Genomic DNA, 15,841 nt, shown 5'->3' on the forward strand with positions numbered 1-15,841 from the left:
TTGATGAGCCTGGAAATCCCGTCCCCGCGCGGACTCCTGATCGACGGTGAGTGGCTCGCCGCCGATCGGATGACCACGCTTTACTCGCCGTACGACGGCGCGGCGATCGCCGAGGTCCCGCAGGCGGGCGCGGCCGAGGTTTCGCGTGCGGTCGCCGCGGCCCGGGATGCCCTGCGGGCGGACCGGTTCGACCGGGCGACGCGGATCGCCGTGCTCGACGCGGCGGTCGAGGGGCTCGGCCGCCGCAAGGAGGAGTTCGCCCGGACGATCGCCGTCGAGTGCGCGAAGCCGATCCGGACCGCGCGCCTCGAGGCGGAGCGGACGATCGACACCTTCTCGTTCGCGGCCGCCGAAGCCCGGACCTACACCGGGGACATGGTCCCGCTGGACGCCGCGGCCTCAGGCCAGGGCAAGGTGGCGTTCACGCTGCGGGTGCCGGTCGGCGTGGTGGCGGCGATCGCACCGTTCAACTTCCCGCTGAACCTGGTCGCGCACAAGGTCGCGCCGGCCATCGCGGTCGGCTGTCCGGTCGTGCTGAAACCGGCGTCGCAGACCCCGTTGTCCTCGCTGCTGCTCGCCGAACTGCTGCTGGACGCGGGGCTTCCACCGGGCTGGCTGAACGTCGTGCCGGGCGGGGGAGCCGAGGTCGGCGATGCCCTGGTCAGGGAGCCGGACGTCGCGTACGTGACGTTCACCGGATCGCCCGGGGTGGGCTGGGGCATCGCCGCCCGGGCACCGAAGAAGAAGGTGCGCCTGGAACTCGGTTCGAACGCGCCGCTGATCGTGGACGCGGACAGCGACTGGGAGACCGCCGCGGTCAAGGCGGCGTCGGCCGGCTTCGTTCAGGCCGGCCAGTCCTGTGTGTCGACACAGCGGATCTACGTGCACGCCGCCGTCGCCGCGCGGTTCCGGGAGGCGCTGGTCGCCGGGGTGGCCGGGCTGAAGGTCGGCGATCCCCTGGCCGAGGACGTCGACGTCTCCGCACTGATCAGTGCCAAGGACGCGCTCCGGGTCGAGTCCTGGATCGGTGAGGCGATCGGCGGCGGCGCCCGGGCCGACATCGGCGGGGAGCGGATCGGCAACGTCGTCACGCCCGCGGTGCTGAGCGACGTCACGGCCACGATGCGGGTGCAGGCCGAGGAGATCTTCGGGCCGGTGGTGACCCTGACCGAGTTCGCCGACTTCGACACCGCGCTCGACCTGGCGAACGACTCGCGCTACGGACTCAACGCCGGCGTGTACACGAACGACATCGGCAAGGCGCTGAAGACGGTCCGGCGGCTGGAGTTCGGCAGCGTGTACGTCAACGACGTGCCCACGGTCCGCGCCGACCAGCAGCCCTACGGCGGGGTGAAGGACTCGGGCAACACCCGCGAGGGCCCGCGGTACGCGATGGCCGAGATGACCGAACCACGTCTGGTGACGCTGCGATGAGCGGGGAGTGGCTGTGGTAGCGATCGACATCGGGGTCGGCCTGCCGGCGGACGTCGAGGGCGTCACCCCGGCCCAGCTGGTGCGCTGGGCGCGGCAGGCCGAAGACCTCGGCGCGAGCACCCTCGCGTGCACGGACCGGGTGCAGTACCCGAGCCTGGAGTCCCTGCTCACGCTGGCCACCGTGGCGTCGGTGACCACTCGCGCGCGGCTGATGACCAGCGTGCTGGTGGCGCCCCTGCGGGCCGGGAATGCCTTGTTCCGCAAGCAGATCGCCACGCTGGACCGGCTCAGCGAGCACCGGCTGGTACTCGGCATCGGCGTCGGCCGCCGTCAGGACGACTATGCCGCGTGCGGGGTCGACTTCTCCCGGCGTGGCCGGATCTTGGACGATCAGCTGGACGCCGGGTTTCCCTCGGTCGCGGGGATGCCCGGGGAGCGCTTGCTTTTCGGCGGCAACAGCCAGGCGACGGTGGGCCGGGTCGTCCGGCACGGCGGCGGCTGGATCGCCGCGGCGGGGCTCGGCGCGTGGGACCGGACGGCCGCCTTGGCCACCGAGGTGCGGGCCGCCTGGGCCGAGGCGCGAAAGCCGGGTGCGCCCCGTCTGGTGGCGATGATCTACGCCGCGGCCGGTCCCCGGGCGCGAGAGGACGCCGACCGGCACCTCCATCGCTACTACAGCTTTCTCGGCGCGGAACGCGCGGCCGAGCTGGCGAGCCACGTCGTCACCGATTCCGGGCGGCTGGTCGAGACCCGGGACCGGATCGCGGAGGCCGGCTTCAGCGAGCTGCTGCTGCTTCCGACCTCGGCCGAGCCGGAGCACCTCGAGGCGCTCAGAGCCGCCGTGGGGTGACCCGTTCCACAAAGGACAGTCTGTAAAGGACCCGGCAAAGAAGAAGGGACTCAGTTGTGACAGCCACGATGCCTTCGCACGGCAACCACATCGTCGAACGAACGCCCGCACACGGCCCGAGCGCGGTGGTCCGCCAGGACTGGACCGCCGCGGTCACCCCGTGGCAGTTCGCCGGCCGGTCCGAGGGATTCGACCGGCTTGAGCTGATCGGAGCCGGTACCGGTTCCGTGCACACCGATCTCGGGATCGGCCGGCTCGAACCCGGGGGACGGGTGCCCGCGCACGTCCGGGCCGGCGAACAGGCGCTGTACGTGCTCGACGGGGAAATGGTGGTGCAGCTGGAGGACCACGCGTACCTCCTGCGGCCGGGTGATTTCGCGTTCATCCCGCAGGGCGCGGTTTTCGCCTGCGCCAACCGGAGCAGCGCGGAGGCACGCTGGCTCGACGTGAGCAGCCCGGTGTCGTTCCAGCCCGAATCCGGCCGGCGCGACACGTTCTTCCCGACCGGCGCGCCTGATGTGATCTCCCGCGCGGCGCCGCCGGATCTCGGCGATCCCACGCTGCGGCTGGTCGGCCACTACGAGGGCACTGATCCCGATCACCTGGCCGAGGCCGTCAAGACGCCGGCTCGTGGTCGCGAGTCCGCCGGAATGTACAGCGCGCTGCTCACCTACAGCGGGATCTCGGTGAAAATGCTGGTGGACCGCAACCGCGGCGCGCACCTGCTGACCCTGTTCATGGTCGACTACGAAGTCGGCGGAGCGGCGCAGAGCCACGATCACCCGTTCGAAGAGGGCTATTTCTTTTTGGCCGGCGAGACGGACTTCGAACTCGGCGGCCAGGTCCACCACTTCCGGCCGGGCGACGCGGCGCTCGCCGGGGTCGGCACGACCCACGCCTGTTACAACACCGAAGGCGGCCGGGTGCGGTGGCTCGAGACGCAGGCGCCGGTGCCGCCGCAGCTGCACAGCTACCGCTGGCCGTCGGACTGGGACCGGTTCGAGGCCGACTACTGCGGAGGAGGCGAGCGACGTGCTTGACCACTACCTCGCCTTCCGGCCGGCCGAAGGGACAGAGGCCGCGCTCGTCGCCGCGTTGGGCGAGTTCGGCGCGGCGATCGTGGAACTCGCCAGCGTCCGGGAAATCACCTGGGGCGAGAACACCAATCCGTCCGGCCGCGAGCGTGGTTACACCGTGGGCTGCTTCGTCCGGATCACCGACGAGAACGCGTTGCGCGGCGAATATTGGCACCACCCCGCACACCGGAAACTGCTCGCCGAGCTCGACCGGCTGAGTACCGACCGGTTCGCCATCGACTACTGAAATTGCTCTTGAGACGAAGGAGATGTGTTGTGCCGACGCTGCAGGTCATCACCGCCAGCACCCGGCCGGGCCGGATCGGGCCGACGGTGGCCGGATGGATCGAGGCGGCCGCGCGGGAACACGGCGGGTTCGAGCACGTCGACCCGGTTGATCTCGCCGAGGTGAACCTGCCGATGATGGACGAGCCGCACCATCCGCGGCTGCGCCAGTACATCCACCGGCACACCCGGGAATGGAGCGCCAGAGTGGACGCGGCGGACGCGTTCGTGTTCGTGATGCCCGAGTACAACTACGGTTTCACCGCGCCGTTGAAAAACGCCATCGACTACCTCCACCAGGAATGGGAGTACAAGCCGGTCGGGCTGGTGAGCTACGGCGGCGTCTCGGCGGGCACCCGGGCCGCGCAGATGATCAAGGAAGTGGTCACCACGCTGAAGATGATGCCGATCCTGGAAGCGGTGTCCATTCCGTTCGTGCACAGCCTGATCGACGAAGAAGACCAGCTGAACGCGAATGACATCATGACCGCCGCGGCGAAGTCGATGTTCGACGAGCTGCGGCGGGCCAGTGATGCGCTCAAGGTCCTGCGCCGGGACCGCTGACGACGCTCAGGCGCCCAGCGCGGTGCAGATGCGATCGACGTCGGCCGCGGTGGTGCGCCAGTTGCTGAAGGCGGCGCGGACGGCTGGTGTGCCGTGATGAACCGTGGGGGTCAGGAAGGCTTCGCCGCTGCGCGCGACCGCGTCGAGGGCTTCCTTGACCCGCTCGGTGGTGGCGTCGGCGGCGAGGGTGAAGCACACGACGTTCAACCGGACCGGCGCCAGTAGCCGCCAGCGGGACCCGCGGTCCAGCCGCGCGCCCATTTCCTTGGCACAAAAGACATTGCGCTCGACGATTTCCCGGTAGCCCGCACGGCCGTACGCCGCCAGCGCGAACCACGCGGCCAGGGCCCGCAGGCGCCGGGAGGTCTCGGGGGTCAGGTGCATGAAGTCGGGGGTGTCGGCGGGTGCGCCGAGATAACTCGACACGTTCTCGAACACCCGCAGCTGCAGATCCGGCCGCCGGGTGAACTGCACGGCCGAGTCGTACGGGACGTTCAGCCACTTGTGCAGGTCCACGCACACCGAATCGGCTTCCGCCCAGCCGTCGAGCAGCGGCGCGAAGTCGGGCGAGACCGCGGCGAAACCGCCGAACGCGGCGTCGACGTGCAGCCAGAACTCGTAGCGGGACTTCAGCGCCGCGATGGCGCGGAGGTCGTCGAAGTCGACGGTGTTCACGGTGCCCGCGTTGGCGACCACAATGGCCGGTCCGGCGGCGAGTTCGCGTTCCAGCGCGGCCACGTCAACCGCCTCGCGGTCCGGCAGGGTCGCTACCGGGACGAGGTTCCGGCGGCCCAGGCCCAGCACCGACATGGCCTTGGCGATGCTGGAGTGCGGCGTTCCGGACAGCACGCGGATCGGCGTGGTCACCCCGTCCTCCGCGACGGAGCCGCCGGACAGCGAGCCGAGCCACTCCCGGCCGGTGGCCAGTCCGACCAGATTGGACATCGTCGCGCCGGTGACGAAGGCCCCGGGCCGGTCCAGCCCGAACAGCGCGCCGAGCCACGAGACGGCCTCTCGCTCCAGCGCGGTGGCGGAGGAACCGACCGCGCCGTGCGCGTTCTGGTCCAGCGCCGCGGTCAGCCAGTCGCCCGCGAGCGCGGCGGGAGTGGTGCCGCCGGTGACGAATCCCAGATACCGCGGTCCGGCGCTGGCGGAAAAGCCCGGCTCCCACCGCGAGGCGAACGTCCGCAGCGCGCCGCGCAGGCCGGTCCCGTCCTCGGGCAGCGCGGCCGGCGGGTGCTCCACCGGCCCGGTGGCGACCGGGCGGGCGTCGAGACCCGTGAGGATCCGCTCGGCGTAGGCACGGGTTTCTTCGAGGAGAGCGGGCAGCTCGGCGAGATCCTCGGCCAGTTTCGGGAACATCGTTGCAGGCTAACGCTTCGGGCGACAGATGCGCCAGACTCGACAGTACCGTTCGGACACCCTGAACTGGCTTAGCCACCAGTCCGAAAGCGGACGAGGGCAGGAGTGGCGCGCCGCTGCGGCCGGACGGGACGGCAGCCGTTACCATGAGCCGGACGGTCGTGGCCGGTGCGACGTGGGCGCCGGTTGCCGAGAGGGCTGCGGGAGCACAGGGACAATGGTTACGCCAGGTGGTCGATCCGGGGATGCGGGCATCGGCGCGTCGTTCCAGGTCGAGTCGTTCTCCCGGATCGCCGACCGGGTCGCCGACCAGATCCGCAACTACATCCTCGACCAGGGCATCGCCGAAGGCGAGCGGCTGCCGAGCGAGCGGCGGCTGGCCGAACTCGTGGGCAGCTCCCGGCTGACCGTCAGCCAGGCGCTGCGCTCGCTGGCGGTGCAGGGCCTCGTGATCATCCGGCCCGGTTCCGGCGCCTACGTGCTGCGTGATCCGTCCACGATGGTCGACGCGAGCATCGACCTGATGCTGCGGCTCGAACCCGAGTCGCTGGGCGAAGCGGCGCAGCTGCGGTTCCTGCTGGAACTGACCGCGGGCCGGCAGGCCATCGCGCGCGGCGCCCGCGAGCTGGAACCGCTCGACCGGGCGCTGGCCGACTTGACCGGGGCACGGGGCAGCGCGTCCGAATGGATCGCCGCGGACACGGTGTTCCACGTCGAGATCGTGCGCCTGGCCGGAAACCGGTTCCTGACGAGCGTCTTCTCCAGCATCCACACCGCTCTGGTCGAGAAGGCCTACGAATCCTGGGTGTCGGCCAAGAAGTCGCCGCGGTGGCTCACCGGGGCGGCGTTCGAGGAGCAGATCGCCTTGCACGAGCCGATGGCCCGGGCGCTCGCGCGGGGCCGGCGCGGCGAGTTCGACCGTGCCTGCGTCGCCCACCAGCGCGCGCTCCTCGAACACCTCAGGCTCGACCTGCCCGGCTGGGACCAGGGTCTCTGACCATCACAGCCGGACGACGACCTTGCCCTTCGCCCGTCCCTGCTCCAGGTACGCGAAGGCGTCGGCGATCTGTTCGAACGGGAAGACCCGGTCCACTATGGCCTTCAGCCGGCCGCTGTCGACGAGGCCCGCCAGCAGTTCGAGGTCTTCCCCGCTGGGGCGCATGAACATGTGGCGATAGCCGACACCCTTTCGCCGGGCCTGCCAGAGGGTTTTGGTGTTCGCGATCCGCAGCAGCGTGGTGGCCAGCGGTCCCGCGTTGTACTCCTTCGCGGTGACCGGCGTGGGGATTCCCGCGATGGAGACTGTCTTGGCGCCGGGCTTGAGGATCGTGAAACTGTCTGCGAGGTCCGGCCCGCCGGTGAGGTCGAACGCCGCGTCGTAGTCGCTCAGGACGTCCTTGAACTTCTGCGTCCGGTAGTCGATCACCGTTTCGGCGCCCAGGGAGCGCACCAGTTCCTCGCCGCGGGTCGACGCGGTGGTGGCCACCTTCGCGCCCAGCCAGCCGGCCAGCTGGATGGCGAGGGTGCCGACCCCGCCGGCGCCGCCGGAGATGAACACCCGATCACCCGGGGAGACCGCCAGCTCGTCGCGCAGGCCTTGCAACGCGGTCAGACCGGCCAGCGGAAGCCCGGCGGCTTCGGGGAAATCCAGGGACTCCGGCATCTTCGCCACGATGCTTTCGTCGACCACCGCGTACTGAGCGAAGGCGCCGAGTTTCGTCTTGTCCACCCGGGCGTACACCCGATCCCCGACGGCGAACCGGGTACTGCCCGCGCCGAGCCCTTCGACGACGCCGGCCAGCTCACTGCCCGCGACCATCGGCAGGTCGAGCCGGGTCAGCAGGCGCAGCTGGCCGGCCCGCACCTTGTAGTCGATCGGGTTCAGCCCGGCCGCGCGGACCCGGATGAGCACCTCGCCGGCGCCGGGGGACGGTTCGGGGACCTCGCCCAGCTCCATGGCATCCGCTTCTCCGTACCGGGTCAACAGATATCCCCGCATGACAAGCACTTCGCTTTCCGTTGGTGTCCGATGTGGTCAGAGTGAGCCGGCGATCCTGCGGTGCCGCAGATGGTGGGCGGGGTCGAAGCGCAGGGTCCGCCGGCGGAACTCGAGGGTGGTGCCCGGCCAGATGTTGGTGTTGACGCCGTTGTCGTTGAGGTACCAGCTCCGGCAGCCGCCGGTGGTCCAGACGCTGCCGGCGCCGAGCGCTTCGACGTGGCTGGTGAAGTCTTCCTGGGCCGCGGCGGTCGGCTCGACGGAAGTGAGCCCGTGGTCGCGGGCGTGGCTCACCGCGGCCGCGAGGTAGTTGGCCTGCGACTCCAGCATGTGGATCACGGAGGTGTGGCCGAGCCCGACGTTCGGCCCGTGCATCAGGTAGCAGTTGGGGAAGCCGGCGACGGCGGTGCCGAGGTACGCGCTGGGCCGGTCGCCCCAGACGTCGGCCATCGTGCGGCCGTCGGCGCCGTGGATCCGGTCGGTCAGGGGCAGCGTGCTGGTGCGGAACCCGGTGCCGAAGATGATCGTGTCGACCGCGTGCCGGGTGCCGGTGCCGTCGATGATGCCGTGCTCGTCGATCTCGCGGATGCCGTCGGTGACCAGCGAGACGTTGGGCTGCGCGAGCGCGGGCAGGTAGTCGTCGGAGATCAGGACGCGCTTGCAGCCGAAGCGGAATCCGGGGAGCAGCCCGGTGCGCAAGGCGGGATCGGGGACCTGCCGCTCGAGGTGCTTGCGGGACGCGCGCTCGGGCAGCTTCATCAGCGCCGGGTGCCGGAAGGCGAACACCGTCCATTCGCGACGGACGTAACGGGAGAATCGGGCCAGCCGCTGCAGGACCGGCGCGACCCGGTACAGGCGACGCCGAAGCTCGCCGGTTTCGCGGTCGTGCCGGGGAACGACCCAGGCCGGGGTTCGCTGGAACACCGTCAGCCGCTCGACTTCGGGCTGGATGGCCGGCACGAACTGCACGGCCGAGGGGCCGGTGCCGACGACCGCGACCCGCTTTCCGGCCAGGTCGTGGCCGTGGTCCCACCGCGCGGAGTGGAAGCTGACCCCGCCGAACCGGTCCAGGCCCGGCAGGTCCGGAACGACCGGGTCCGCGAGCGCGCCCGTCGCGACGACGACGTGGGTGGCGGTTCGTGGCCCTCGGGTGGTGCGGAGTCGCCACAGCTGCTCGGCGGCGTCCCAGTCGAGCCGTTCGACCTCGCAGGCGAAGACCGTCCGGTGGCGGAGCCCGAACTGGTCGGCGACCTTCCTGAGGTAAGCGTGCAGCTCGGGCTGCCTGGCGTAGGTGGTGCGCCAGCCGGGGTTCGGCGCGAACGAGAAGGAGTACAGATCGCTCTGCACGTCGACCGCTGCGCCCGGGTAGTCGTTGTCGCGCCAGACTCCGCCGACGTCGCCGGCCCGCTCCAGGAGGACGAGGTCGTCGAACCCGGCTCGCCGCAGGCGGACCGCGGCCGCGAGCCCGCCGAAGCCGGTTCCGATGATCGCCACGTGGTGGTGCGGGGCCATCGTCCCTCCAGGGTCCTCGGCGGCGGCTAGGATGTGTACAGCGCTCACATTAGACGGCGATGTGAGCACCGTCAACATTGCGCGGGAGTGATCCATGGCCAAGGCCGCTGACCGGTACCACCACGGCGACCTGCGCGCCGCCTGCCTGCGCGCGGCGCGAGAGCTGCTCGAGGAGGACGGCAGCGCGGCGTTGTCACTGCGGGCGGTGGCGCGGCGGGCCGGCGTTTCCGCGACGGCGCCCTACCGTCACTTCGCCGATCGGGATGCCCTGGTCTCCGCGGTCGCGGCGGAGGGTTACGGCGAGCTCGGCGCGAAGCTGAACGAGGCGCATCCGGAGCCCTCGACGGCCGATGATCTGGCCGCGGTCGCCGTCGCGTACGTCCGGTTCGCCCTCGATCATCCGGCGCTGTTCCGGGTGATGTTCGTGGAGCCCTGTGATCCGGGCAGTCCTGAGCGCGTCGCCGCGACCGCCGCCATCTCCGGTTACGTCAGCGGCATCGTCGAGCGGGCGTTTCCCGGTGCCGAGCCGGAAGCGCTCTCGACCGCCGTGTGGGCACTGGTGCACGGCCTGGCCTTCCTTCACCTCGACGGCAAGCTCGACGCATCCGATGCCGACGCCGTGGCGGCCCGGGTCCACGCCGCGGTCCGGGCGCTGCACGTCGCGTCCTCCCTGGGGGAGTAAGTCAGGCCGGGATTCTCTTGCGGGCCAACCCCTTGCCACATTTGCCAACATTCATTATCTTCATGTTCAGAGAAAGCTACGGGCGAGGGGAGTTCGGAAGATGGACGTCATCGTGGTCGGCGGCGGTCCCGTCGGGTTGATGGCCGCCGCGCTGCTGGACGCGGCCGGTGTGCGCGTGGAGGTGTACGAGCGCAACAGCGGGCCCAGTCGTCAGTCCCGGGGGTCGACCATGCACCCGCGCACGCTCGAGGTGCTCACGATGCTCGAGGGCGCCGATGGCCGCCGGATCAGCGACGTGCTGGTGGCGGAGGGAAGGCAGGTGCCGGACGCGCACTTCGCGACGCTGCCGGACCGGCTCGACTACCGCGGTCTCGACTCGGCGTTCCCGTTCGTGCTGCACATCCCGCAATGGCGTACCGAACGGATTCTCGCCGACGCCTTGCGCGCCAGGTCGGTTCCGGTGCACTACGGCGCCGAAGTGGCCGAGGTGACGCAGTCGGCGGACGAGGTGCGGGTCCGCGTCGGGGAGGCTTGGCACTCCGCGCGGTTCCTGATCGGCGCGGACGGCGCGCACAGCCTGGTGCGCCGGGCGGCCGGCATCGATTTCCCCGGCACCGAGCCGGATCAGGTCGGCTTCGGCGCCGACGTGCGGCTGGCGGAGCCCGTCGAGCGTGCCCAGTACTATTGGAACCTGGCGGGTCACGTCAGCGTGGTCCCGCTGACGGAGACCACGACGCGGGTGTTCGGCCTCAAGGCCGGCGACGTCGGACTGTCCTCAGTGGAGGTTCGGCGCCGCCAGGCCGAACCGTTCACCCTCCCGGAGCTGCTCGATTCGCTCACCGCCATCTGCGGCCGGGACTTCGGCGCGCACAGCCCTTCGTGGCTGTCCAGGTCGAGCAACGCCGGCCGGCACGCCGCGACGTACCGCGCCGGCCGCGTCATGCTCGCCGGCGACGCGGCGCACGTGCACCTGCCCGCCGGTGGCCAGGGCCTCAACGTGGGACTGCAGGACGCCACCAACCTCGCCTGGAAGCTGGCCGCCGAGGTGCGGGGCTGGGCGCCGAAGGAGATGACCGACGGGGAGGCCGGGTACGACGCCGAGCGGCGCCCGGTCGCGGAGCAGCTCGTCGCCAACACCCGGGCGCAGGACGCGCTGATGCACACGTTCAGCCCGGCCGGCGGCGCCCTGCGCGAAATGTTCAGCGGCTTCATCGCCCAGGGCGGCGAGGTAAACCGGCGGCTGGCCGGTGTCCTTTCCGGACTGGCGGTGGCCTACCCGAGCCCGGACGGGGCCCATCCGCTGATCGGCACGCGCGCGCCGGATCTGCCGCTGGCGCACGGCACCCTCCTGCGGGTCTTGCGCCCGGATCGGTTCCTGCTCCTCGACTTCACCACGGACGGCTCGCTCGCGGGGCTGACTGCCGCGCACGTCGAGGTCCATGCCGCGCCGCTTCCCGACGGGCCCGGACGCGAAGCGTGGCACGACGTGCGTGTGGCGCTGATCCGGCCGGACGGGTACATCGCGTACGCCGCGCCTTCACCGGCCGGGCTTTTCGACGCGATCGCCGCGTGGACCACTCCGGACCACTCGTAATGCCACCGGCTCTGTTCGCCTTGGCCCTCGGCGCTTTCGGCATCGGCGCGACCGAGTTCGCCATGATGGGCGTGCTGCCCGCGGTCGCCGACGGAATGCACGTTTCGATTCCGCAGGCCGGTTACCTGATCACCGGGTACGCGCTCGGCGTGGTGATCGGCGCGCCACTGCTGACGGCGGTGTCGGGACGGTTCCGCCGCAAGCACTTGCTGCTCGGCATGATGGTGATCTTCACCGTCGGCAATTTCGCCGCGGCGGCCGCCACCGGCTACGGCTGGCTGATGGCCGCCCGGGTGCTGACCGCGCTGCCGCACGGCGCGTTCTTCGGCGTCGGCTCGGTGGTCGCGACCGGGCTGGCCGGCAAAGGACGCGAGGCGCGGGCGATCTCGCTGATGTTCACCGGCCTGACCGTGGCGAACATCGTCGGCGTGCCCGCGGCCACGGCGCTCGGCAACGCGGTCAGCTGGCGGCTCGCGTTCGCGCTGATCGGGGTGCTCGGCCTGCTCGCCGTGCTGGGCATCGTGCTGCTGGTGCCGTCCGACCCCGTCCACTCGCCGGTCCGGCTGCGCGCGGAGCTGCGGGCCTTCACCCGGCCGGCCGTGCTGCTCACACTGGCCGTCGGGACCTTCGGCTTCGCGGGGGTGTTCGCCACGTACTCCTACATCACCCCGACGCTCACTTCGCTGGCCGGCGCCGGGCCGATCGGCCTGGCCGTGGCGCTGGCGCTGTTCGGCCTGGGCTCGTCCGCCGGCAACCTGGCCGGCGGACGGCTGGCCGACCGCGCGCTGCTCCCCGCGACGTACGTGGCGCTGGGTGCTCTCGCGGTGGCGCTGGCCTTGTTCGCCCTGGCGGTCCACAACGAGGTCACGGCACTGGTGACGGTCGGGGTGATCGGGCTGGCTTCGGGGCTGGTGATCCCCCCGGTGCAGCTGCGCATCATCCGCGCGGCCGGGGAGGCGCCGACCCTGGCGGCCGCGTCGGTGCAGTCCGGGTTCAACATCGCCAACGCGGGTGGCGCCGCGCTCGGCGGCGCCCTGATCGGCGCCGGTTTCGGCTACACCGCGCCGAGCCTGGCCGGCGCGGCGCTGGCGCTGACCGGGCTCGTGCTCGCCGGGGTTTCGAGCCGCTGGGAACGTGTGAACGCCAAGACGGCCGGCGTTCGCGGTTAGGATGGGACGATGGCGACGCGCCCGGGGCAACAGGACTATGTGGACGGGATGATCGAGGTCATCGCGGACCGGCAGGAGCCGGGCGTCGCTCAGGCGAAGGCGCTCGCGTACCGGGTGCGCCGGCTGGCCCACCGGCTGGAAACCGAGATCAAACGCGACCTGGCGCCGCACGGGATCGAGCTGTGGGAGCTGGAACTGCTCGCCTGCCTCATCCGCACCGAACCGGAGCACCGCCTCAGCGCGGGCGCGCTCATGACCCAGCTGCAGCTCACCTCGGGCGCGGTCACCAACCGGGTCACCAAGATGGAGCGCAACGGCTGGGTCGTCCGGGACTTCGACCCCGGCGACCGCCGCTCGGTCCTGGTCACGCTGACCCCGGCGGGCGAGCAACGGGCGATGGAGGTCTTCGGTGTCAAGAGCGAGACCGAGCAGGCTCTGCTGTCCTCACTGGACTCTTCGGCCCAGCGCCGGCTGAACGACGATCTCCGCACCCTGCTGCTTGCCTTGGAAGGCCCCGGCTGACTCGCCGGGCAGGCTGGCCCCGTCGACGTGCACTGGATTGAAGGCACCTTCATGAGTTATGGTGCCTTCATCGGTGAGCGGAGAGGCGGACATGGCGCAGACATGGTTCATCACGGGCACCTCACGCGGGTTGGGCCGCGCACTGGCCCAAGCCGTACTCGAAGCGGGAGATCGTGTCGTCGCGACGGCGCGCCGTCCCGAGCAGCTCGCGGATTTGGCCGCTTCACATGGCGACCGGCTGCTCGCGCTGGCCCTAGACGTGACTGACCCCGGCGCCGTCCACACCGCGATAGCAACCGCCCTCGCACGCTTCGGCCGGCTCGACGTGGTCGTCAACAACGCCGGCTATGCGAACGTCGCGCCGCACCTGCGGGCCCAGGGCGGCGGCACCGTCGTGCAGTTCTCCTCGGCCCGCGGACGGGTCGGCGGAGTCCCGGGCCTCGCCGCCTACCAGGCGGCCAAGTTCGCCGTCGACGGGTTCAGCCGGGCGCTCGCGGCGGAAACCGCGCCGTTCGGCGTGCGAGTCCTCACCGTCCCGCGGGCTACGAGTCCACGATCGGCGCGATGCTCGAGCGCGACGGCGGTCCCGTCGGTGATCCGGCCTGAGCGGTGGCGATCGTCGCCCAGGCCGTCAAGCGGGGAACCTGGCCCAGCCACCGGCTCCTGGGCGCGCCTTATCCAGCCACTTTCCCACCGGACCGGGAGGTCGAGGAAATGACCGTCGAATTCAGCCCCAGGGAGCACGTGCGGGACCAGGCCAGGAAGATCCTGGAGACCGGGACCACGGCGGGCGTCGAGATACTCGGGTCGCCGATCGTGCTGCTGACGTTGCGGGGCGCGAAGACCGGCAAACTTCGCTATACGCCGGTGATGCGGGTGGAGCACGAGGGCCGGTACGCCGTCATCGCGTCCCAGCAGGGTTCTCCCGGCCATCCGACCTGGTACTACAACATCAAGGCGCACCCTGAGTTCTCGCTGCAGGACGGGACCGTGACCAAGGTCTTCGTCGCGCGCGAAGCCGAGGGCGCCGAGCGGGCCGAGTGGTGGGCGCGCGCGGTGGCGGCGTATCCGTCGTACGCCGAGTACCAGGAGAAGACCGACCGGCAGATCCCGCTGCTGGTGCTCGACCCGAAGTGACGGCCGTCGTACGGAAGGTGCCTTCGCCCTGGAAGGCGCCTGTTACCCTGACGCGGTGGCCGTGAACAGCAAGCCAGGACCGCAGATGTCACCGGAGGTCGAATTCGGCCTGACGCTCAAGCGGGCGCAACACGTGCTGGCCCAGCGCATGGACGAGGCCCTCCGCCCGTTCGACCTCAACCTGGGCCTGTGGGTGGCGCTGCGCGAGCTGGCGCGACAGCCGGGCGCCTCGGCCTCCGAGCTGGCCAGAATCACCCTGCACACCCCACAAACCCTCAGCGGCCTGCTGCAGCGGCTCCAGGATCGGGGCCTCGTCGAACGCACCACCGGCCGTGGCAGCATCGTGGACAACCACGTGACCCCCGCGGGCCGCCGCACGCTCGCCGCGGCCACGCCAAAAGCCGAAGCCGTCATCGACCAGGCGCTGGCGGCCTTCACCCCGGCCCGGCGCGCGAAATTCCAGGAACTGCTGGCCGAGTTCGCGGACTCGCTCACCGGCAGTGCGTAGCGAATCAGACGTCCGGGTGCAGTGCCGCGCATCGGGGGCAGGTGCGGAGTTCGGCGTTCGCGGCGAAGCGTGTGCGGGCATCGAGCCGGTTGGACGCGTTTCCCGCTGGTGCCGTCGCCGTCGCACACGGTCGAACGCGCCACCGGCCCGGACGCGGCGGTCGCCGCCGGTGCGCCCGCGGCCAGCGCGGCGGCGAGGACCGTCGCGGCCCCGGCCGTCAGCATCCGGTTCTTCCTGATCATGGCCTACCGCCTCCTCGTGCTTCCTCCGCGGGCCGGGTCAGGCGCCGTGGTGGAAGGTGACGGTGAAGCCGCTGCAGCCGCGGCACTGCCGGACGGTCTGGTTGCCGCCCTCGGTGTCCTGTTCGGACCACGCGTACGCCTTCGGGCAGTGGCTGGAAATCGCGTCGCTGTAAGGGGTTTTGGCGTCGCGGTTCGGGTTGGTGCACAGGACCGGCTTGCCGTTGCCGTCCGTGGTCAGGTTCTCCGGCGGGCAGTACTGGAGCAGCGGGTCCGAGCAGCCGACGGGCTCGCATTCGGCGCTCGGCGAGCGGGCGCCGCTGCCCGCGGGATCGATCGTGATGGGCAGGGACACCGCGTTCACGTAGCTCACGTCGTACCAGGGGGCCAGCTGGTCCTGCGGGTCGAAGTTGAACTCGGCCAGGCTCGCCGGCTGCTCCCCGGTAGCGCACCCGCCGGCGTCCGGCCCGCAGTCGCCGATCGCGCAGTGGAACGAGCTGCCGGAATCGCCGGTGCAGCCCTGCCGGCCGAAGAACTTGCCCCGCCAGTGCTGCGCCGACGCCGGCACGGTCACCGTGGCCTGCCGACCGTCCTCGAGGACCGGCAGCCCGCTCAGGTTCTCCGAGCCGTCGGCGTTGACGGTGCTGCCGATCCAGAGCGTTTCGCCGCTCTGGTTGACGAAGGTGACGGTGGGGCCGTCCGCGGCGATCGCCGCCGGGCCTGCGGTCATCAGCGCGGCGGCCACGAGGGCGGCCAGCACCGGGAAGAGGGCTCTGCGCATCGCTGTTCCTCCGTGTCCGGGACCGGGGTACGCACAAAAGTGTCGCCGCGGCGTCGGGATCCGTCTTTACGGTCCGGCCGCACATTTCCGGCGAACCCCGGCGAGACAGACAACCGGTCAGGCACCGCCA

The 15,841-nt window shown here is 71.0% G+C and carries 17 protein-coding genes; 13 read left to right on the top strand and 4 right to left on the bottom strand.

What is annotated here, in order from left to right; all coding sequences use genetic code 11:
* The first annotated feature begins 3 nt into the window (after window positions 1-3).
* From BMY97_RS10855 to BMY97_RS10875, 5 genes are read left to right on the top strand one after another with little or no spacing between them, the layout of a single operon-like run.
* Window positions 4-1,434, top strand: coding sequence for an aldehyde dehydrogenase family protein (locus tag BMY97_RS10855; protein ID WP_091616400.1), 1,431 nt, complete (start codon window positions 4-6; stop codon window positions 1,432-1,434).
* Between the two features lie 7 nt (window positions 1,435-1,441).
* Window positions 1,442-2,284 (top strand): LLM class flavin-dependent oxidoreductase, encoded by an 843-nt coding sequence (locus tag BMY97_RS10860; RefSeq protein WP_091616403.1) that lies wholly within the window; start codon window positions 1,442-1,444, stop codon window positions 2,282-2,284.
* A gap of 56 nt (window positions 2,285-2,340) precedes the next feature.
* A complete protein-coding gene (locus tag BMY97_RS10865) occupies window positions 2,341-3,324 on the top strand; it encodes a cupin domain-containing protein (protein WP_091616406.1) in 984 nt (327 codons plus the stop codon).
* On the top strand, window positions 3,317-3,607 hold the full coding sequence (locus tag BMY97_RS10870) for a Dabb family protein (RefSeq protein WP_091616408.1): 291 nt from the start codon (window positions 3,317-3,319) through the stop codon (window positions 3,605-3,607). The genes BMY97_RS10865 and BMY97_RS10870 overlap by 8 nt, the downstream gene beginning before the upstream one ends.
* A gap of 29 nt (window positions 3,608-3,636) precedes the next feature.
* Window positions 3,637-4,209 carry an NADPH-dependent FMN reductase gene (locus tag BMY97_RS10875; RefSeq protein ID WP_091616411.1) on the top strand — a complete coding sequence of 191 codons (573 nt, stop codon included), beginning with the start codon at window positions 3,637-3,639 and terminating at the stop codon, window positions 4,207-4,209.
* Window positions 4,210-4,215: 6 nt separating this feature from the next.
* On the opposite strand, the gene BMY97_RS10880 is transcribed toward BMY97_RS10875, so the two are convergent.
* Window positions 4,216-5,571, bottom strand: coding sequence for a pyridoxal phosphate-dependent decarboxylase family protein (locus tag BMY97_RS10880; RefSeq protein ID WP_091616414.1), 1,356 nt, complete (start codon window positions 5,569-5,571; stop codon window positions 4,216-4,218).
* Between the two features lie 217 nt (window positions 5,572-5,788).
* Here BMY97_RS10880 and BMY97_RS10885 point away from each other — a divergent pair, with 217 nt between their 5' ends.
* Window positions 5,789-6,568, top strand: a complete 780-nt coding sequence (locus BMY97_RS10885; RefSeq protein ID WP_177231278.1) for a FadR/GntR family transcriptional regulator — start codon at window positions 5,789-5,791, stop codon at window positions 6,566-6,568.
* A gap of 3 nt (window positions 6,569-6,571) precedes the next feature.
* Here the strand turns inward: BMY97_RS10885 and BMY97_RS10890 are convergent, their stop codons facing one another.
* Window positions 6,572-7,570, bottom strand: a complete 999-nt coding sequence (locus tag BMY97_RS10890; RefSeq protein ID WP_091616419.1) for an NADP-dependent oxidoreductase — start codon at window positions 7,568-7,570, stop codon at window positions 6,572-6,574.
* A gap of 36 nt (window positions 7,571-7,606) precedes the next feature.
* Complete coding sequence (locus tag BMY97_RS10895) at window positions 7,607-9,079, bottom strand: flavin-containing monooxygenase (protein ID WP_091616422.1); 1,473 nt, start codon at window positions 9,077-9,079, stop codon at window positions 7,607-7,609.
* A gap of 94 nt (window positions 9,080-9,173) precedes the next feature.
* Here BMY97_RS10895 and BMY97_RS10900 point away from each other — a divergent pair, with 94 nt between their 5' ends.
* From BMY97_RS10900 to BMY97_RS10930, 7 genes are all read left to right on the top strand, one after another.
* On the top strand, window positions 9,174-9,761 hold the full coding sequence (locus BMY97_RS10900; protein WP_091616426.1) for a TetR/AcrR family transcriptional regulator: 588 nt from the start codon (window positions 9,174-9,176) through the stop codon (window positions 9,759-9,761).
* Window positions 9,762-9,861: 100 nt separating this feature from the next.
* A complete protein-coding gene (locus BMY97_RS10905) occupies window positions 9,862-11,355 on the top strand; it encodes an FAD-dependent monooxygenase (protein WP_091616429.1) in 1,494 nt (497 codons plus the stop codon).
* Window positions 11,355-12,524 (top strand): MFS transporter, encoded by a 1,170-nt coding sequence (locus BMY97_RS10910; protein ID WP_091616433.1) that lies wholly within the window; start codon window positions 11,355-11,357, stop codon window positions 12,522-12,524. Before BMY97_RS10905 ends, BMY97_RS10910 begins: the two co-directional genes overlap by 1 nt.
* A 9-nt stretch (window positions 12,525-12,533) precedes the next feature.
* Window positions 12,534-13,046: a MarR family winged helix-turn-helix transcriptional regulator gene (locus BMY97_RS10915; protein ID WP_091616436.1), complete on the top strand. Its 513-nt coding sequence runs from the start codon at window positions 12,534-12,536 to the stop codon at window positions 13,044-13,046.
* Between the two features lie 91 nt (window positions 13,047-13,137).
* Window positions 13,138-13,764: an SDR family NAD(P)-dependent oxidoreductase gene (locus tag BMY97_RS10920; RefSeq protein WP_091616439.1), complete on the top strand. Its 627-nt coding sequence runs from the start codon at window positions 13,138-13,140 to the stop codon at window positions 13,762-13,764.
* A complete protein-coding gene (locus BMY97_RS10925) occupies window positions 13,761-14,183 on the top strand; it encodes a nitroreductase family deazaflavin-dependent oxidoreductase (RefSeq protein WP_091616441.1) in 423 nt (140 codons plus the stop codon). Before BMY97_RS10920 ends, BMY97_RS10925 begins: the two co-directional genes overlap by 4 nt.
* A gap of 85 nt (window positions 14,184-14,268) precedes the next feature.
* Entirely contained in the window at window positions 14,269-14,691 is a 423-nt protein-coding gene (locus tag BMY97_RS10930; protein WP_091616444.1) for a MarR family winged helix-turn-helix transcriptional regulator, read from the top strand.
* 279 nt (window positions 14,692-14,970) lie between these two features.
* On the opposite strand, the gene BMY97_RS10935 is transcribed toward BMY97_RS10930, so the two are convergent.
* Window positions 14,971-15,711 (bottom strand): thaumatin family protein, encoded by a 741-nt coding sequence (locus tag BMY97_RS10935; protein ID WP_091616447.1) that lies wholly within the window; start codon window positions 15,709-15,711, stop codon window positions 14,971-14,973.
* Window positions 15,712-15,841: the final 130 nt, after the last annotated feature.

Origin of the sequence: Amycolatopsis saalfeldensis (assembly GCF_900110575.1) — a bacterium.
In the GTDB taxonomy this organism is placed as follows: Bacteria; Actinomycetota; Actinomycetes; order Mycobacteriales; family Pseudonocardiaceae; genus Amycolatopsis; species Amycolatopsis saalfeldensis.

Coding starts and splice junctions, on each gene's coding strand:
- BMY97_RS10855 (WP_091616400.1), top strand. CDS start 4: ATGAGCCTGGAAATCCCGTCCCCGCGCGGACTCCTGATCGACGGTGAG.
- BMY97_RS10880 (WP_091616414.1), bottom strand. CDS start 5,571: ATGTTCCCGAAACTGGCCGAGGATCTCGCCGAGCTGCCCGCTCTCCTC.
- BMY97_RS10885 (WP_177231278.1), top strand. CDS start 5,789: ATGGTTACGCCAGGTGGTCGATCCGGGGATGCGGGCATCGGCGCGTCG.
- BMY97_RS10890 (WP_091616419.1), bottom strand. CDS start 7,570: ATGCGGGGATATCTGTTGACCCGGTACGGAGAAGCGGATGCCATGGAG.
- BMY97_RS10895 (WP_091616422.1), bottom strand. CDS start 9,079: ATGGCCCCGCACCACCACGTGGCGATCATCGGAACCGGCTTCGGCGGG.
- BMY97_RS10900 (WP_091616426.1), top strand. CDS start 9,174: ATGGCCAAGGCCGCTGACCGGTACCACCACGGCGACCTGCGCGCCGCC.
- BMY97_RS10905 (WP_091616429.1), top strand. CDS start 9,862: ATGGACGTCATCGTGGTCGGCGGCGGTCCCGTCGGGTTGATGGCCGCC.
- BMY97_RS10910 (WP_091616433.1), top strand. CDS start 11,355: ATGCCACCGGCTCTGTTCGCCTTGGCCCTCGGCGCTTTCGGCATCGGC.
- BMY97_RS10915 (WP_091616436.1), top strand. CDS start 12,534: ATGGCGACGCGCCCGGGGCAACAGGACTATGTGGACGGGATGATCGAG.
- BMY97_RS10920 (WP_091616439.1), top strand. CDS start 13,138: ATGGCGCAGACATGGTTCATCACGGGCACCTCACGCGGGTTGGGCCGC.
- BMY97_RS10925 (WP_091616441.1), top strand. CDS start 13,761: ATGACCGTCGAATTCAGCCCCAGGGAGCACGTGCGGGACCAGGCCAGG.
- BMY97_RS10930 (WP_091616444.1), top strand. CDS start 14,269: ATGTCACCGGAGGTCGAATTCGGCCTGACGCTCAAGCGGGCGCAACAC.
- BMY97_RS10935 (WP_091616447.1), bottom strand. CDS start 15,711: ATGCGCAGAGCCCTCTTCCCGGTGCTGGCCGCCCTCGTGGCCGCCGCG.